Genomic DNA, 14530 nt, shown 5'->3' with positions numbered 1-14530 from the left:
TTCAACCGGTCCGAGGTTGCGATCGCCTTTACAGCCGCTTATCTCTCCGCCTCGTGCGAGCCGGTGCCGGTCAGGGACCGTACGGCCAGCTCGTCGTAACGCTCCTGGTCGGCGACCTCGGTGCTGAGCAGCGTGGCCAGGACAGCGCACAGGAAGCCGAACGGGATCGACACCAGCCCGGGGTTCTCCATCGGGAACCAGTGGAAGTCCACCCCGGCGGGGAACAGCGACAGGCTCTTGTGCGTGACCGGGTCGATCTTGCCCGACACCACGGGCGAGAAGATGACCAACAGCAACGACCCCGCCAGCCCGCCGTAGATGCCCGCCACGACCCCGGCGGAGTTGAACCGCTTCCAGAACAGCGACAACATGATCGCCGGCAGGTTCGCCGAGGCGGCCATCGCGAATGCAAGTGCGACGAGGAACGCGACGTTCTGGTGGCGGGCCACGACGGCCAGCACGATCGCGAAGAACCCGATGACGAACGCCGACAGCCGGGCGACCCCCACCTCCTGCGACTCGCGCGGCCTGCCGAACATCAGCACGTGGCCGAAGAAGTCGTGCGCCATCGACGTCGATGAGGCCATGACCAGACCGGACACCACCGCCAGGATCGTGGCGAAAGCGACCGCGCCGATGAACGCCAGCAGCAGGTCGCCCCCGACCGGCCCGCCCACATACGTGCCCAGCACGTGGGCGAGCTGCAGCGCCGCCGTGTTGCCCGTGGGGTCCTGCGCGGTGATCGCGTCGCGGCCGACCAGCGCGGTGGCGCCGAAGCCGAGCGCCAGCGTCATCAGGTAGAAGACGCCGACCAGGCCGATCGCCCAGTTGACGCTCGTGCGCGCCGCGCGGGCGTCGGGCACCGTGAAGAAGCGGCTCACGATGTGCGGCAGGCCCGCCGTACCCAGAACCAGGGCCAGGGCCAGGCTGATGAAGTCGAGCTTGTTGACCAGGGTCTTGAACGGATCACCGGCCACCTCCTTGCCGAACCTGCTGCCCGGCTGCAGGAAGTTCGCCGAGCCGCTGCGGTGCGCCGCGGTGCCGAGCAGGTCGCTGAGGTTGAAGCCGAACCGGCCGAGCACCAGCACGGTCAGCACGATCGTGCCGAACATCAGCAGGACGGCCTTGATGATCTGCACCCAGGTGGTGCCCTTCATCCCGCCGAACATCACGTAGAAGATCATCATCGCGCCGACGGCGATGATCGTGACGGTCTTGGCCGCGTCGGTGGAGACGCCGAGCAGCAGCGACACCAGCGCCCCTGCGCCGACCATCTGCGCCAGCAGGTAGAACACCGACACCGTGACCGTCGAGATCACCGCGGCGGTGCGGACCTTGGGCTGGCGCTTGACCCGGTAGGACAGCACGTCGGCCATGGTGAAGCGGCCCGCGTTGCGCATCAGCTCGACCAGCAGCAGCGTCAGCAACCATGCGACGAGGAAGCCGATGGAGTAGAGGAACCCGTCATAGCCCGACAGCGCGATGATGCCCGCGATGCCGAGGAAGGACGCGGCCGACATGTAGTCGCCCGCCAGGGCCAGGCCGTTCTGCGGGCCGGAGAAGGTGCGGCCGCCGGCGTAGAAGTCGACGGCGCTCTTGGTGTTGGCCCTGGCCCAGAACGTGATGCCGAGCGTGATGGCGATGAACAGGGTGAACAGCCCGAACGTCAGCGCGCTCATCGCCTGCCTCCCCGCTGGTGCCTCGGACGCCGGTGCGCCGGCGGGGTCCAGTTCTCGATGCGGCGGCGCTCGGCCAGGACGTCCTCCATGCGGTCGAACTCGGCCTGCCGCAGCTCGGCCTCGTCGCGGAGCTGGGTGGCGAGTGGGTCGATCATGGTCTTGGAGTAGCGCGTGTAGCGCCAGGCGAGCACGAAGGTGGAGACGAACTGCAGGACGCCCAGCAGGAGGGCCATGTTGATGTTGCCGAACGCCGGGCGGGCCATGAAGTCGCGGGCGAAGGCGGACAGGGAGATGTACAGCAGGTACCAGCCCAGGAACGAGCCGATCACCCCTATCGCGAGCCGGCGGAACCGCTTCTGTAAGAGCCGGAACCGCCGGTCGTTGGCCATCGCCGCGTAGTGCCCGCGCGCGACGGTCTCCCCCCTCCGATGCTGCATCGGCCCTCTCCCCAACCCTTGTGACCCTCTGTGGCGGCCCAACTCCACAGTGGTACGACGATATGCGGAGGGTTCCCAGTTTTTCTGGGAAACGAGATAAAGGCGGCAGGTCAGGAGGGAAAGTCAACCCCAGAAGACCCAGGGGTCAACTCCGTCACCACATTTCCGGACAGAACGGCGAGCCAGGGCTGCGTGGTGATCGCCAACGCGGATACCGTAGTCGAATGAGGTTCCGCACCACGATCGAACTCGGCGGTAAGACGGCGACCGGCTTCCAGGTGCCCCCCGACGTGGTGGAGGCGCTGGGCCAGGGCAAGCGCCCGCCCGTCCTGGTGACCGTCGGTCCGCACACCTACCGCAGCACCGTCGCCGCGTACGGCGAGCTGTTCATGCTGCCCCTCAGCGCCGAGAACCGCGCGGCGGCCGGGGTGGCCGCCGGGGACGAGGTGGAGGTCACCCTGGAACTCGACACCGAGCCGCGCTCGGTCGACGTGCCCGACGACCTCGCCCAGGCCTTCGAGGGCTCCCCTGAGGCGGCCGCGTTCTTCGGCACGCTGTCGTACAGCAACCAGCGGGCCTACGTGGGCTGGGTGGAGAGCGCCAAGAAGGAGGAGACCCGCACCAAGCGGGTCGCCGCCGCCGTGGAACGACTGGAAGAAGGCAAGATCCGCCCGTGATCACCAGAGTCAACCCCCCAGAGCTGCACCAGACCCCCGGCTACGCGCACGTCACCATCGTCGAGGCCGGCCGTACCGCGCACCTGGCCGGCCAGTGCCCGCTGGACGCCTCGGGAAAGGTCGTCAACGGCCTGGACGCCCAGGTGGACCAGGTGATCGCCAACGCGATGACCGCCCTGGAGGCCGTGGGGGCGAAGCCCGACCAGGTCGTCCGCTCGGTGATCTACGTCGTGAGCTCCCAGACCCCGGTCCTGGCGGCCGTGTGGACCCGTCTGAACGCCTCGCCGCTCGGACCGGCGTTCACGACGGCGAGCACGTTGCTGGGGGTGGCGCAGCTCGGCTTCACCGGGCAGCTCGTCGAACTGGACCTCACCGCCGCCCTCCCACCTCGGCCCGCCGAAGCTCCTTGACGAACACCCGGCACCGCTCCGCCTCCCTGAGCACGACGCCGTCCGGCCCGTAGACGTCCCTGCTCGTCCAGATCGGCGGATACGGCCATTCGACGTATCCCAGGCGGTGGTAGAAGCGGTGCACCCGCTCGTTGTCCGGCGCCACGCCCAGGGCGACCCGCGTGTGGCCGCGCGCGACCAGGCACTGCTCCGCCGTACCCACCAGGAGGGTGCCGATGCACGCGCCACGGTGTCCTGGCGCGACCTCCAGGTGGGTCAGCAGCGGGACGCCGGGCAGGCGGTCGCGCAGCTCAGGCTCCTCGGCCGAGCCGAGCCAGAGGTAGACGTCGCCGACGGGGATGAAGGCGTCCCAGGCCACGAGCAGGACACCGTGCCCGTCGCGCTGCCTGGCCAGCTGGTCGGCGAAGTAGTGCTCCTGCCCGAGAGAATCAGCCAGAGCGGGCAGATCGGGGTCGAAAGCCTGACGAATGCGGACATGACGCATAACACTTACGATCGATGCGCCGCTCGGTATGTCACAAGCTGACAACGCCAACTCTGTCAGATATCGCTGAATGGGCGGTGCGGGATTGGTGAAAAGTGTCAGAGCAGCCGTTTGAGTGCCGCTGGGACGCCCAATTCCGCCGGCAGATCAAGGACGAAAGTCCGCCACGTCTCCCGGTCGTTCCTCCACGCATGCAGATAGCTCACGCAGAGCTCCGGGGTGATCCTGGTGAGCTGCTCCAGCGAGGCGTCCAGCGCCTGCCCCATCCGCGCCTTGGTGTCGTGCGGCAGGTAGAGGTCGGCGACGCGGTCGACGATGTCCTTGATGAAGCGGTGGCGCCGGTCGAGGAAGTCGGCCCAGTGCCGCTCGTCGGCGTGCGCGACGGTCTTCCCCTCGTCCAGGAGCCAGTAGATGCCCTCGGCGAGCACGTCGCCGAACTCCTCGCTCCTGGCCCGCTCCGGCGTGCCGTACGGGTCGTGCTCCTGCTGGACCGCGACGCCGGTCACGGCCAGCTGGGCGAGACCCTTGTCGTCGAGGAGCCAGAACCAGTCCTCGTTGTAGACGTTGGGGAAGAAGGAGATCTCCCTGGTCGTCTCGACCGCTATCGCACCACCGCTGATGAAGGACTCCTGCGGGCCGCCGACCGCGCGGTAGGCGTGGCAGACGACCGAGTTGTCGGGGAAGCCGCCCACCGACAGGCCCACCGCCCGGTACTGGCCCAGCAGGCCGGCCGCTCTGCGCAGGTCGTCCGCGCCCCTGATCAGGATGTCGTCGTCCAGGTAGACGATCCGCCGCCAGCCGAGCATCCGCGCCAGCGCCAGCGCCAGGTTCCGCTTGGCCGCCAGGTCGGTCGTCCGCTGGAACGGCGTGCCCGCCAGCATCTGCGACGTCTCGAACACGGGCAGCCCGAGGTCCCCGGGGGAGACGTCGATCTCGATCAGGCGATCGCCTTCTGACCGCAGCTTGGTGAGCTCACCGCTGCACAGGGCCAGCAGCCTGCAGCGCAGCTCCTTCGCGAGCTTCCTCGCGTGGTCCAGGGCGGAGGCCGCGTGCACGGTGGGCACGACGATGGCGTCGATGCGGGCGTCGCTCAGCGGGGCGTCGGGGACCCAGAGCAGGTGCCGGTGCGTCGCGTGGTGGTTGAGTGGGTTGATGGGGATCATGGGTGGGCAGGCGGCCACTCGTGCAGCCTTGTCTCCTCTTCCGTCCAGTCGGGCGTCACGACGATTCCGTTCTCGATGGGCACCCTGGTCAGGACGCCGAAGGCCTTCTCCTCGCCGAAGCGGTCGCGGAGGAACTCGGCGTTCCTGTCCCTGAAGTTCTTGTCGGTCAGGGCACGGACCGCGCCGAGGACGCCCCTGCCGTACATCGCGTTGCAGATGGAGACCGTGCGCTTGTGGTTGTAGGGGTTGGGGCCCCGGTAGAAGAGCGCGACGTCCTCCTGCAGCTCTCCGTCCTCGACGCGGGGGAAGTGGCGCTCGCCGCCGATCTCGAAATACTGGCCGTCGTCGCCCTCCCAGTCGGCCACCTGCTCGATCGGCAGGGCGATGCGGGCCAGGACGTTGCGGGTGACCAGGTTCCAGTCGATGCCGCCGAGCAGGACCAGGTGGCTGGTGTAGTCGTCGGAGACCAGCCGCTGGGCGACCCGCAGCCGCACCTCGGACTGCGGGTTGGCGGCGCGGATGTGGCCGTGCAGCTCGAAGAGCGCGTCGAGGTCCGCGTAGGTGTACAGCTCGATGAAGTCGGGATCGTCAGGCTTGGCGTACGGCATGCGGTCGCGCATCTCGGCCGGCAGCTGGGCGCAGATCAGCGTCACCGGCTTGCCGTCGTGGAAGCGCCACGGGTTGTCGCCGAACGGGTCGGGCACGGTCACGCCGCCGGAGTTGACGTGCCCGAGGGCCGCGGCGCGCAGGCTGAGCAGCTCGGTCCTGAGCCGGTCGTAGTGGGCGCGCTCGTCCTGCGAGAGGTCGGTGAGCAGCCGTAGCCGCCCGGCGTGGTGCGAGCGCCTGGTCGCGAACAACCGCGCGTAGTCGTCGAGCCGTTTGGTGGGCGGGAGGGCGGGGTTGCGCTCGGACTCCCAGCTGGACACGCTCGGCACCTTGACCCCGAGCGCCTCGCCGACCATGGGCTGGGTGATCGGCAGGTCGGGCCAGTGCTCGGAGCGGAAGGAGCGCAGCCGACGGGCGAGAATATGTCCTGGATCGTCCAATGGCACCATGTTGACATCCTTCATCTGAACTTCAGTTTTTCAATTAACTTCGACTGATGCCCAGAAGTGAGCAGGAAAACGCCTGGCAGTGCCACAGGAATGGCCGGACAGCCCCGATAAAGGCTTCATTCTAAGGCTCCTGAACCGCTTCTGCGCATCGATTAATCAGACTCGTGGCGGGGAATCCTCATTCATGAGTCCAATGTAGCTCTGCTGAAGTTCAGGTAAAGGTATGGAGCCAAAATGAAGACAGCGAGAGGGCCGCCGGGGGAACCGAGGACGCGGGCAGGCACCCCACCCCCATCCAACGCTCTGGGTCGGCGCAAACACGATCACCAGAGCACCGGTACATGCCCCATCGGCGCGTCAACACCCCCAGGGATTCACCATGATCACCTTGCTCGTGCACCAGGTGACGGAGGACGGGCTGGCCGCCACGCGCGGCGTGCTCTACCTGGCCGCTCTCGTCTCCGTCTGGGCCATCGCCTTCGCCCTGCGCTATCTCGCCAAGGCGGCGTCCGCCCTCTTCAAGGTCCTGCTCATCATGATCGCCGTCACCGCCCTCGGCACGGCCGCGATCGCGATCATCGCCCAAGTGGCCCTCGCCATCGGACAGGCCTGAACAAGTCGAGATGGGCGCAACGCGGCGCCCATCTCCACGGACCAATGGGCAGGCACCCCCGGGTCGGCGCAAACGATCACCAGGAGTGCCCGCACGGTCAAGGCCCCATCGGCGCGTCGACACCGGGAACCTCTACGACCACACTAGACGTGCGAAGGGTCAGGTCAAGGGGCCTCCGCCCGGCTGGGTGACGCCGTTGACCACCAGGGAGTACGGAGCGTACTGGTTGACCTGCTCCGTCGGGTCGTCGTAGGCCACCACCGCCACCACCTTCTGGAACGGCGCCATGACCAGCAGCTCCAGCCGGTTCAACCGGATCGTGTCGCGCCCGTTCGACTCCACCTGCAGAGCCACCGAGTGCTTCTCGTCCAGCCCGATGAGCTTGACGTTCCAGTTCGCGACCGGCGTCGGGTAGATCTCGCTCGGCGAGTCGAACGGGTCGAGCGACGAGCCGTCGCTCACCGCCGTCGCGCCGACCGTGACGTCGTCGATCTTCCAGCCGCCCTCGTTGACCCCGCCGTCGCTGACGTAGCGGAAGCCGAGGAGGATCTGCTGCCCGGCGTAGGCGGCCAGGCTGTAGGTGTGCGGCTCGAACCCGGTCGTGGTGCCGCCGACGGCCGGGCCGAGCGGCCCCGTCGTCGTCCTGTCGCCCGCGATCGCGGTGTAGGTCTTGCCGCCGTCGGTGGAGACGATGACGTAGCCGTAGTCGTACCCGGCCTCAGCGCCGTACTTGGCCAGGAAGCGCAGCGTCGGGTCGGTGGAGGGTACGGTCACCCGGGCCACGGCCGCGACGTTGAGGTTGCTGGCGTTGCCCGACCACAGCACCGGGTTGCCCGCGCGGTCGGGGTCGTCGGAGACGACGGTCCAGGCCAGCGGGATCGGTGGCAGCGTCTTGGCCCCGGTGAACGCCAGCGTGCGCAGGTCGCGCCCCTTGACGGTCAGCGGGACGTAGTCGGCGCCGTTGGGCGCGGCACCGGCGTAGTCGTACAGCCTGGGGTTGGCCAGGTTCAGCGTCGAGCGCAGGCTCGGCGTCGTCACCCGCTTCTTGGGCACCCCGATCGTCACGCCGTTCTCCACGATCTTGTCCAGCAGGACCATCGACTGGAAGTCGTGGATCACCGAGTACAGGCTCGTCGAGCCGAGCGCCGCCTTGAGGCTGGCCAGGCCCTGCAGGGCGCCGTCGCGGTGCAACGTGGACATGAAGGCGGTGCCGTACCTGTCGTACAGGAACAACATCATCGAGAAGGCGTTGCCGTAGTCGGCCAGGACCGCGTTGGCGTCGCCCTCACCCCACAACGTCAGCGAGTTCTGCGGCCCGCCGCAGTCGCGCGGGTTGGTGTTGTACGGCGTGGCCACGATCCCGAAGCCGGTGAAGCAGTACAGGTGGCTGTCGGCGCCGCGGTCGAAGACCGTCGCCTTGGAGTTGGTGTATCCGGTGAGGGCGGCGGCGAAGTCGGACAGGCCCTCGTTGATCCAGTTCGTCTCGAGCGGGTCGGTGTAGTAGTGCAGCAGGTGCTGCCACTCGTGCGCGAAGACACCCTCGTAGAGGCGCGGCCTGGCCGGGCGGCTGGTGCAGATGTCGGCCGTCGGCTCGTCCGGCGGGCTGGCGCCGGTGCGGTGCGCCCAGTCGAAGGCGTCGATCGTCATCACGTTGCGGTCGAACAGCTCGTTGAACTGCGCGGAGAAGAATCCGGCGATGTAGGTGGGCGCGGCGGGGAAGGTGAAGTAGTTGTCGTCCCTGACGTTGTCGACCAGGGTGACCGTCCTGTCACCGGCGCCGGTGTAGACGCCGCCGTTGCCGTTGGCGTCCGGCGGGATCTGCGAGTGGCTGCCGTCCCGGTCGGGCGGCGTGCTGAAGGTCGCGGTCTCCTTCGGGAACATGTTGCTGTCGAACTCGGTCACCAGGCTGTTGACCTGGGCGTCGGTGACGGCCGTCGAGTTGGCGGGACGGCAGTCGCCGGCCGGGAAGGCCAGGTCGTTGGCGACCCACACCTCGATCTTCGCGCCGACCGCGCGCAACGTGTAGTCCTTGCGGTAGAGCCTGCCGTTGAAGTCGTCCAGGCCGAGCCACTGGCGTACGGTGCCGACCGGCGGAGTGTCGGCGGCGAGCGCCTTGGCGCCCTGCTTCGGCGTGTACTTCGCGGCGGTCTTGACCGGCTTGCCGTCCAGCGTGAAGTCCTTGCGCGCGAGCTCACGGACGTCGCTGGGCGCCGGTGCGGCAACCGCCCGCGCCGCGGCTGCCGGTGCGGTGAGGAAGGGCAGGACGAGCAGGGTGGCTGCTAATCCGATGATGCGTTTGCTTGCCATGGAACCCCCTGGGGCCGTGCATGACAGAACGGGACACCATGTGCGTACCTATGAAATGTCGCGCGATCAAGGCGCTGAGTTGCCAACAAACGTGGGGTTGATTAGCTGTCTGTAGGACTCCAGACGTTCGTCCAGGTCAAAGGTGTTCATGGTGACCAGTACCTCGTCGGCGCCGGTGAGGTCGACGAGTGACCGGAGGGCCAGATCAACCTCCTCCTTCGTCCCGCTGATGTGGCCCTTCAGAGACTCCTCGAACAGCGCTCGCTCGCGTCCGGTCATCTCCATCGCCAGGACCTCCTCGGCGGGCCGGAGCGGCGGGAAGAACCCGCGGGTCCGCGAATGGGCGGTCGCCCACGCCTCGGGCACGTGCAGCCGCGAGGAGCCGACCGCGACATTCGCCGCCACCACCACGTACGGCGCGGCCGTCCAGGAAGAAGGGCGGAACGCCGCGCGGTAGGTCTCCACGCCCTCCCGCACCCGGGGCCCGCCGATCACCAGCGGCAGCCCGTGCACGGCCGCCACGGCCGCGCCCGCGCCGACCGCCAGCATGAACACCTCGGGCCGCGACCCTTCCGCCGCGTGCGCGTGCACGCCCTGAAGGCCGCCGTCGAAGTAGCCGAGCAACTCCGTCAGCCGGTCGTTGAAGTCGTCGGCGTCCTCGACCCCGAGGGCTTTCCTGATGCCGCCGGTGAACCCGAGCGAGCGGCCCAGCCCCATGTCGATCCGCCCGGGGTGGAGCGCACCGAGCACCCCGAACTGCTCGGCCACCACCAGCGGCCGGTGGTTCGGCAACATCACCCCGCCGGTGCCCACCCTGATCCGCGAGGTGGCGGCGGCGATCGCCGCCGCCAGCACGGTCGGCGCCGCGCCCGCGACGCCGGGCACGCTGTGGTGCTCCGCCACCCAGAACCGGTGGTAGCCGAGCTCCTCCGCCTGGCGGGCGAAGCGCACGGTGTCGCGCAGGGCCTGCGCCGGGCTCTGGCCCTGCCGTACGAGGGAACGATCGAGAATCGACAAGCGCGTCACCCTTCGTGCAACCTAGGGTGGCCTCATGGCGATTCCCGCACGTCTGTCGTGGGCGGTCGAGGTCCTCCAGCCGCGGCCGGGGGAGCAGATCCTGGAGCTGGGCTGCGGGAACGGCGTCGCCGTACAGCTCGTCTGCGACAGCGGCGCGACGGTCACGGCCGTCGACCGGTCCGCCACCGCGATCGCGGCGGCCACGGCGCGCAACGCCGGTCGGGCGCGCCTGATCCACGGCACCCTGGCCGACGTGGACGGCGTCTACGACAAGGTGTTCGCCGTCAACGTCAACCTGTTCTGGGTACGGTCACCAGCCCCTGAGCTGCGCCTCCTCGACGACCTGCTGGCGCGGGACGGCGAGCTCTACCTGTTCTACGAGCCGCCGGCGGACAGGCCGCTCGGCGAGAAGGTCGGCGCCGTTCTCGCCGAGCACGGCTACCAGGTGGCGGTCACGTCGAGACCGCCCCTGGTGTGCGTCAGAGGGCGTCGATGATCTCTTCGAGGGTGTCGAGCGGCACGGAACCGTTCGCCAGCACCGCGTCGTGGAAGGTCTTGATGTCGACCCGCCCCTCGACCCGCTCGCGCAGCTCCTGGATGCGGAGCCGGCCGATCATGTAGGCCAGCGCCTGACCCGGCCACGCGATGTAGCGGTCGATCTCGCTGACCACGTTGACCTCGGAGGCCGCGCTGTTGGCCAGCATGAACTCCACCGCCCTGGTGCGCGACCAGCCGAAGTGGTGCATGCCGGTGTCGACGACCAGGCGGCAGGCACGCCAGGCGTCGAAGGAGAGCATGCCCAGGCGGGTCAGGTCGCCGCTGTACAGGCCCATCTCGTCGGCCAGCCGCTCGGTGTACAGGCCCCAGCCCTCGCCGTGCGCCGTCACGTAGCCGAAGCGCCGGAAGTCGGGCAGCTCGCTGCGCGTCTGGGCGAGCGCGAGCTGCAGGTGGTGGCCGGGAACGCTCTCGTGGAAGGCGAGCGCCTCGTACTCGAACCTGGCGCGCGAGGGCGGCTCGTAGGTGTTGATCCAGTGGATGCCCGGCCGCGAGCCGTCCGCGGTCGGCGGCGTGTAGTAGGCCAGCACCGAGTCCTTCGCCGCGACCTCGGGGATCTCCCTGACCTCGCACGGCGCGATCTCGTACGGCAGGAACCAGTCGCCCAGCGCCGCCTCGGCCCGCGCCAGCGCCTCGGTGGCGCTGTGCACGATCTGCTCGGCGCTCTCGAACCGCAGCGACAGGTCCTCGCGCAGCGCGGCCATCACCTGGTCGGGGTCGGAGATGCCCAGCGCGCGCCCGCCGACCTCGGCGAACTCCTTGCGCAGCTCGGCCAGCACGTCGAGGCCGATCTGGTGGATCTCCTCCGCCGTCAGGTCGGTGGTCGTGTGGTGCCTGGCGGCGGCCAGGTAACCCTCGCGGCCGCCGGGCACGTGGCAGATGCCGACGTGCTCGTCGTCGCGGCTCACCGGTAGGAACTCCTCCTGGAACGCCGTGCGCCAGCGCTCCAGGGCGGGCCGCACCTGGGTCGCGACGATCTCCGCCGCCTCGGCGCGCCACGAGTCCACGTCCACGCCCTGCGGCGTCGGCTGCACCAGCGGGTCGAGCGACGGGTCGAGCGCCAGGTAGCCGTCGAGCTGGGTGATGGCCTGGCGCAGGCCGCGCTCGGTCTGGTGGCGGCCCTCGCGCCCCGCCTCGCGGTAACGCTCCAGGTGGGCGTCGAAGTAACCGCCCAGCTTGCGCAGGCGCGACAGGTAGTCGGCCGCGCGCTCCGGCGTGGTGAGCGCGGTGGCGGGCATCAGGCTGAGGATCCCCGTGTGCACGCCCGCCACGGAGGCGGTGACGGCGACGTCGCCCAGCGCGGCCTTCCTGGTGGCCCGCTCGTCGCGGATCAGGCGGCGCAACATCGAGTAGGTGATGCGGTCCTGGCCTTCGAGCGCGGCCGGGTCGATGGCGTCGAGGTCGCGCTCGGTGGCGTCGAGCTCGGCCGCGCGCCGGACGTCGGCGGCCGGGCTGGGGTCGCCGACCTGGTCGTCGTAGCCGGGCACGCCGAACTCCGTCGCCATGAACGGGTCGTCGGCCAGCTGCTGCTCGAAGTAGCGCTCGGAGATCTTCGCGAGGTCGTCGTTGACCGTCATGCCTGCCTCTGTTGTCGTCCTTTGTGGTGTTAAAAGCCTATCTATGTACGGTGAACGGTACGAGTTCACCCAATCCGCGCACAGTGAGCCGGTCGACGGGCGTCAGCGTGAACGCCGGGTCGCTCGCCAGGTCCTTGGCCATCGCCGGGTCGGCCAGGATCGTGCCGGGATGCGCGAGCGCGGTGAGCCTGCTGGCCAGGTTCACCGTGGTGCCGAACACGTCGCCCATGCGCCCGATCACCGGGCCGATCGCCAGGCCCACCCGCAGCTCGGGCATGCCCTTCACCCGGGCGTGCGCGGCCAGGAGCCGCAACGCGATCTCGGCCGCCGTGTGCGCCTTCTCGGCGACGAACAGCACCGAGTCGCCGAGCGTCTTGACCACCCGGCCGCCGGTGGAGGTGACCACGTCGGCGGAGCGGCCCTCGAACCCCTCGACCAGGGCGGCCAGCTCCTTCTCGGTGATCTGCCTGCTCAGCCGGGTGAACCCGACGAGATCGGCGAACCCGACGGCCAGCCGTACGGCCATCTTGTCCTGGTCGACCATGCGGCCCGCCGCCGCGGCGAGCTGGCGGCGCCAGGCGTAGACGAGCAGCTGCTCCAGGTCGGGCACCACCCGGTCGGCGCGCCTGCGCCACGCGGCCGGTCGCTCCCTGAGCGGGACCCCGGCCTGGTCGAGCGTCTCGGCGCCGAGCTCGGCCTGCGACTCGGCCAGGCGCGCCGTGGCCCGGCCGAGGGACCTGGCGACGAGCAGGACGTGGTCCTCGTCGTAGACCCCGTCGCTGACCAGGCCCAGCAGGGTCTTGAGCGCGATGACGTCGGAGTCGGTGAACTCCACGGCGTCGTCGGCCACGTTGGCGAAGCCGAGGGCTCGCCAGTAGCGGCGGGCCCGGTAGACGGGCACGCCTGCCATCTCCGCCACCTGGTGGCTGGTGTAATGGCGGTGCTCCCGCAGGAACGCCTCCGCCAGGTCGTCGACCCCATCGGCCATGGACCGCAACATAACACCCGGAGGGGTCAATCCCGGGAGAGCCAGTCGCTTCTGTCGAGCGCGTACTCGACGTCGCCGTGCTCGTCGCCCTCGATGTGGTCGGGCCACTCCTCGAAGAACGTGCGGACGTACCGCAGGCCCGCCTTCTCCATGACCCGTCGCGAGCCGGTGTGGACGGCCATCGTGTGCGCGTAGACGCGGTCGGCGCCCAGCTCGGCGAAGGCGTAGTCGATCAGCGCGCGCGAGCCCTCGACGGCGTATCCCCGGCCCCAGGCCGCCTTGACCAGCCGGTATCCGAGCTCGGGGCCCTCGTCGGGGCGGTCCCTGTTCGGGCGCAGGTGGAACCAGCCGATGAAGCCGCTCTCCGCCTCGGCCATCCAGAACCCGTAGCCGGTCGGGGCGGCCGCGTAACGCAGGAAGGCGGGCAGGACATCGCCGACGATCTCCTCGCGCGGGGTGGGGCGGCCGCCGTTGATGAAGTGCATGACGTCGGGATCGCTGTCCAGCTCGACGAGCAGGTCGGCGTCGGTCTCGGCGGGGGCGCGCAGCACCAGGCGGGCTGTCTCGATCGTTGGGAGCACACGAGCACGGTAACGCGCTCACCTGGTTCTCGCCCACGACGCGGCGTACTTGACGGCGCGCAGGACGGGCGCGGTCTCCAGGTGGTGGATGCCGTCGAGCGGGGCCACGTCGGTGGTCAGGTAGTCGTACAGGGCGGTGGCGTCGGCGCAGGACAGGCTCACGCACAGCCCGGCAGCGCCGGTGGTGGCCGCGACGAACGCCGTCTGCCTGTGCCCGGCCAGCGCCTCGCCGACCTGCCGCAGCCGGGCGGGGGAGACGGTGAGCCACATGATCGCGCGCAGCCCGACTCCGAACAGGCGGTCGTCGAAGTCGACGTCGAAGTACAGAGTGCCGGACTCGCGCAGGACGGCCATACGGTGCCGTACGGCGGGCGCGGTGAGCCCCGAGGCGGCGGCGAGGTCGCCGATCGTGGCGCGGGCGTCACGGGCGAGTACGGCCAGCAGCCGCAGGTCCGCCTCGGTCGGCACGACCGGTGGTCCCTTGGCGGCCGGAGCCCGGTCGGTCAGGCGGCGCACCTGGTCGGGGGTCAGGGCCGAGCTCTTGCCGAGCAGGCTCCGCGGCCCGCCGTAGAACAGGTGCAGGATGCGGTGCGCCTCGACGGAGAGCACGCGCGGGGTCCTGGGCAACCGTTCGAGCAGGTCCTCGTCGCGGGCGCGCACCCCGCAGAAGATCTCGGTGCCGCCGGAGGTGAGGTACACCCAGGAGGTGTCGTCGCGGCGGGCCAGCGACTCGGCGACCGTCCCCTCGGCCCCCGGCGCGCAGCGGACGCGCAGGAACCAGGGGGTCTGCCCGTCCAGGATCGGCGCGGTCTGCCCGGCGACGCGGAGCGCGCCGGTGGCGCGGAGCTTGGCGTAGCGGCGCGCGACCGTCTGGTCGGAGACGCCGAGCACGTCACCGATCCTGCTGTACGGCGCGCGGGCGTCGATCTGGAGCGCGTGGCAGATCTGACGGTCCAGCAGCTCATCCTTGTCGGATTTCACAGCCCT

15 protein-coding genes are annotated in these 14530 nt (G+C 69.6%); 4 read left to right on the top strand and 11 right to left on the bottom strand.

The window, feature by feature from the left end; translation table 11 throughout:
- Positions 1-38: 38 nt before the first annotated feature.
- Positions 39-1679, bottom strand: a complete 1641-nt coding sequence (locus ACIBG8_RS11470) for a cation acetate symporter (RefSeq protein ID WP_397342573.1) — start codon at positions 1677-1679, stop codon at positions 39-41.
- Entirely contained in the window at positions 1676-2116 is a 441-nt protein-coding gene (locus ACIBG8_RS11465) for a DUF485 domain-containing protein (protein ID WP_397342572.1), read from the bottom strand. The genes ACIBG8_RS11470 and ACIBG8_RS11465 overlap by 4 nt, the downstream gene beginning before the upstream one ends.
- Before the next feature lie 224 nt (positions 2117-2340).
- Between ACIBG8_RS11465 and ACIBG8_RS11460 the strand changes: the two genes are divergently transcribed.
- Positions 2341-2793, top strand: coding sequence for a YdeI/OmpD-associated family protein (locus ACIBG8_RS11460; protein WP_397342571.1), 453 nt, complete (start codon positions 2341-2343; stop codon positions 2791-2793).
- Entirely contained in the window at positions 2790-3203 is a 414-nt protein-coding gene (locus ACIBG8_RS11455) for a RidA family protein (protein ID WP_397342570.1), read from the top strand. Before ACIBG8_RS11460 ends, ACIBG8_RS11455 begins: the two co-directional genes overlap by 4 nt.
- On the opposite strand, the gene ACIBG8_RS11450 is transcribed toward ACIBG8_RS11455, so the two are convergent.
- From ACIBG8_RS11450 to ACIBG8_RS11440, 3 genes are all read right to left on the bottom strand, one after another.
- Complete coding sequence (locus ACIBG8_RS11450; protein ID WP_397342569.1) at positions 3163-3687, bottom strand: GNAT family N-acetyltransferase; 525 nt, start codon at positions 3685-3687, stop codon at positions 3163-3165. The genes ACIBG8_RS11455 and ACIBG8_RS11450 overlap by 41 nt on opposite strands.
- Positions 3688-3785: 98 nt before the next feature.
- Positions 3786-4850 (bottom strand): hypothetical protein, encoded by a 1065-nt coding sequence (locus ACIBG8_RS11445; protein WP_397342568.1) that lies wholly within the window; start codon positions 4848-4850, stop codon positions 3786-3788.
- Positions 4847-5905 carry a helix-turn-helix domain-containing protein gene (locus tag ACIBG8_RS11440; protein WP_397342567.1) on the bottom strand — a complete coding sequence of 353 codons (1059 nt, stop codon included), beginning with the start codon at positions 5903-5905 and terminating at the stop codon, positions 4847-4849. The genes ACIBG8_RS11445 and ACIBG8_RS11440 overlap by 4 nt, the downstream gene beginning before the upstream one ends.
- Before the next feature lie 379 nt (positions 5906-6284).
- Between ACIBG8_RS11440 and ACIBG8_RS11435 the strand changes: the two genes are divergently transcribed.
- Positions 6285-6518, top strand: coding sequence for a hypothetical protein (locus ACIBG8_RS11435; protein ID WP_397342566.1), 234 nt, complete (start codon positions 6285-6287; stop codon positions 6516-6518).
- Positions 6519-6677: 159 nt separating this feature from the next.
- Here the strand turns inward: ACIBG8_RS11435 and ACIBG8_RS11430 are convergent, their stop codons facing one another.
- Together ACIBG8_RS11430 and ACIBG8_RS11425 are read right to left on the bottom strand one after the other, a co-directional pair.
- Positions 6678-8825 (bottom strand): choice-of-anchor J domain-containing protein, encoded by a 2148-nt coding sequence (locus tag ACIBG8_RS11430; RefSeq protein WP_397342565.1) that lies wholly within the window; start codon positions 8823-8825, stop codon positions 6678-6680.
- Positions 8826-8891: 66 nt separating this feature from the next.
- Entirely contained in the window at positions 8892-9851 is a 960-nt protein-coding gene (locus ACIBG8_RS11425) for an MsnO8 family LLM class oxidoreductase (RefSeq protein ID WP_397342564.1), read from the bottom strand.
- Positions 9852-9876: 25 nt separating this feature from the next.
- Here ACIBG8_RS11425 and ACIBG8_RS11420 point away from each other — a divergent pair, with 25 nt between their 5' ends.
- Positions 9877-10338, top strand: coding sequence for an SAM-dependent methyltransferase (locus tag ACIBG8_RS11420; RefSeq protein WP_397342563.1), 462 nt, complete (start codon positions 9877-9879; stop codon positions 10336-10338).
- Here ACIBG8_RS11420 and ACIBG8_RS11415 read toward each other — a convergent pair.
- The 4 genes from ACIBG8_RS11415 to ACIBG8_RS11400 are packed head-to-tail and all read right to left on the bottom strand — an operon-like array spanning position 10322 to position 14524.
- Complete coding sequence (locus tag ACIBG8_RS11415) at positions 10322-11974, bottom strand: DUF885 domain-containing protein (RefSeq protein ID WP_397342562.1); 1653 nt, start codon at positions 11972-11974, stop codon at positions 10322-10324. The genes ACIBG8_RS11420 and ACIBG8_RS11415 overlap by 17 nt on opposite strands.
- A gap of 37 nt (positions 11975-12011) precedes the next feature.
- Positions 12012-12962 (bottom strand): adenylate/guanylate cyclase domain-containing protein, encoded by a 951-nt coding sequence (locus ACIBG8_RS11410; RefSeq protein WP_397342561.1) that lies wholly within the window; start codon positions 12960-12962, stop codon positions 12012-12014.
- 26 nt (positions 12963-12988) lie between these two features.
- Positions 12989-13543: a GNAT family N-acetyltransferase gene (locus tag ACIBG8_RS11405; protein ID WP_397342560.1), complete on the bottom strand. Its 555-nt coding sequence runs from the start codon at positions 13541-13543 to the stop codon at positions 12989-12991.
- Between the two features lie 18 nt (positions 13544-13561).
- The gene (locus tag ACIBG8_RS11400; RefSeq protein WP_397342559.1) at positions 13562-14524 is read right to left on the bottom strand and encodes an Lrp/AsnC family transcriptional regulator; all 963 of its coding nucleotides are present in this window, start codon (positions 14522-14524) and stop codon (positions 13562-13564) included.
- Between the last annotated feature and the right edge of the window lie 6 nt (positions 14525-14530).

Origin of the sequence: Nonomuraea sp. NPDC050556 (assembly GCF_044457355.1) — a bacterium.
GTDB lineage: Bacteria > Actinomycetota > Actinomycetes > Streptosporangiales > Streptosporangiaceae > Nonomuraea.
The sequence above is the reverse complement of the archived record's forward strand: the minus strand, read 5'-3'. Positions and strand labels throughout refer to the sequence as shown.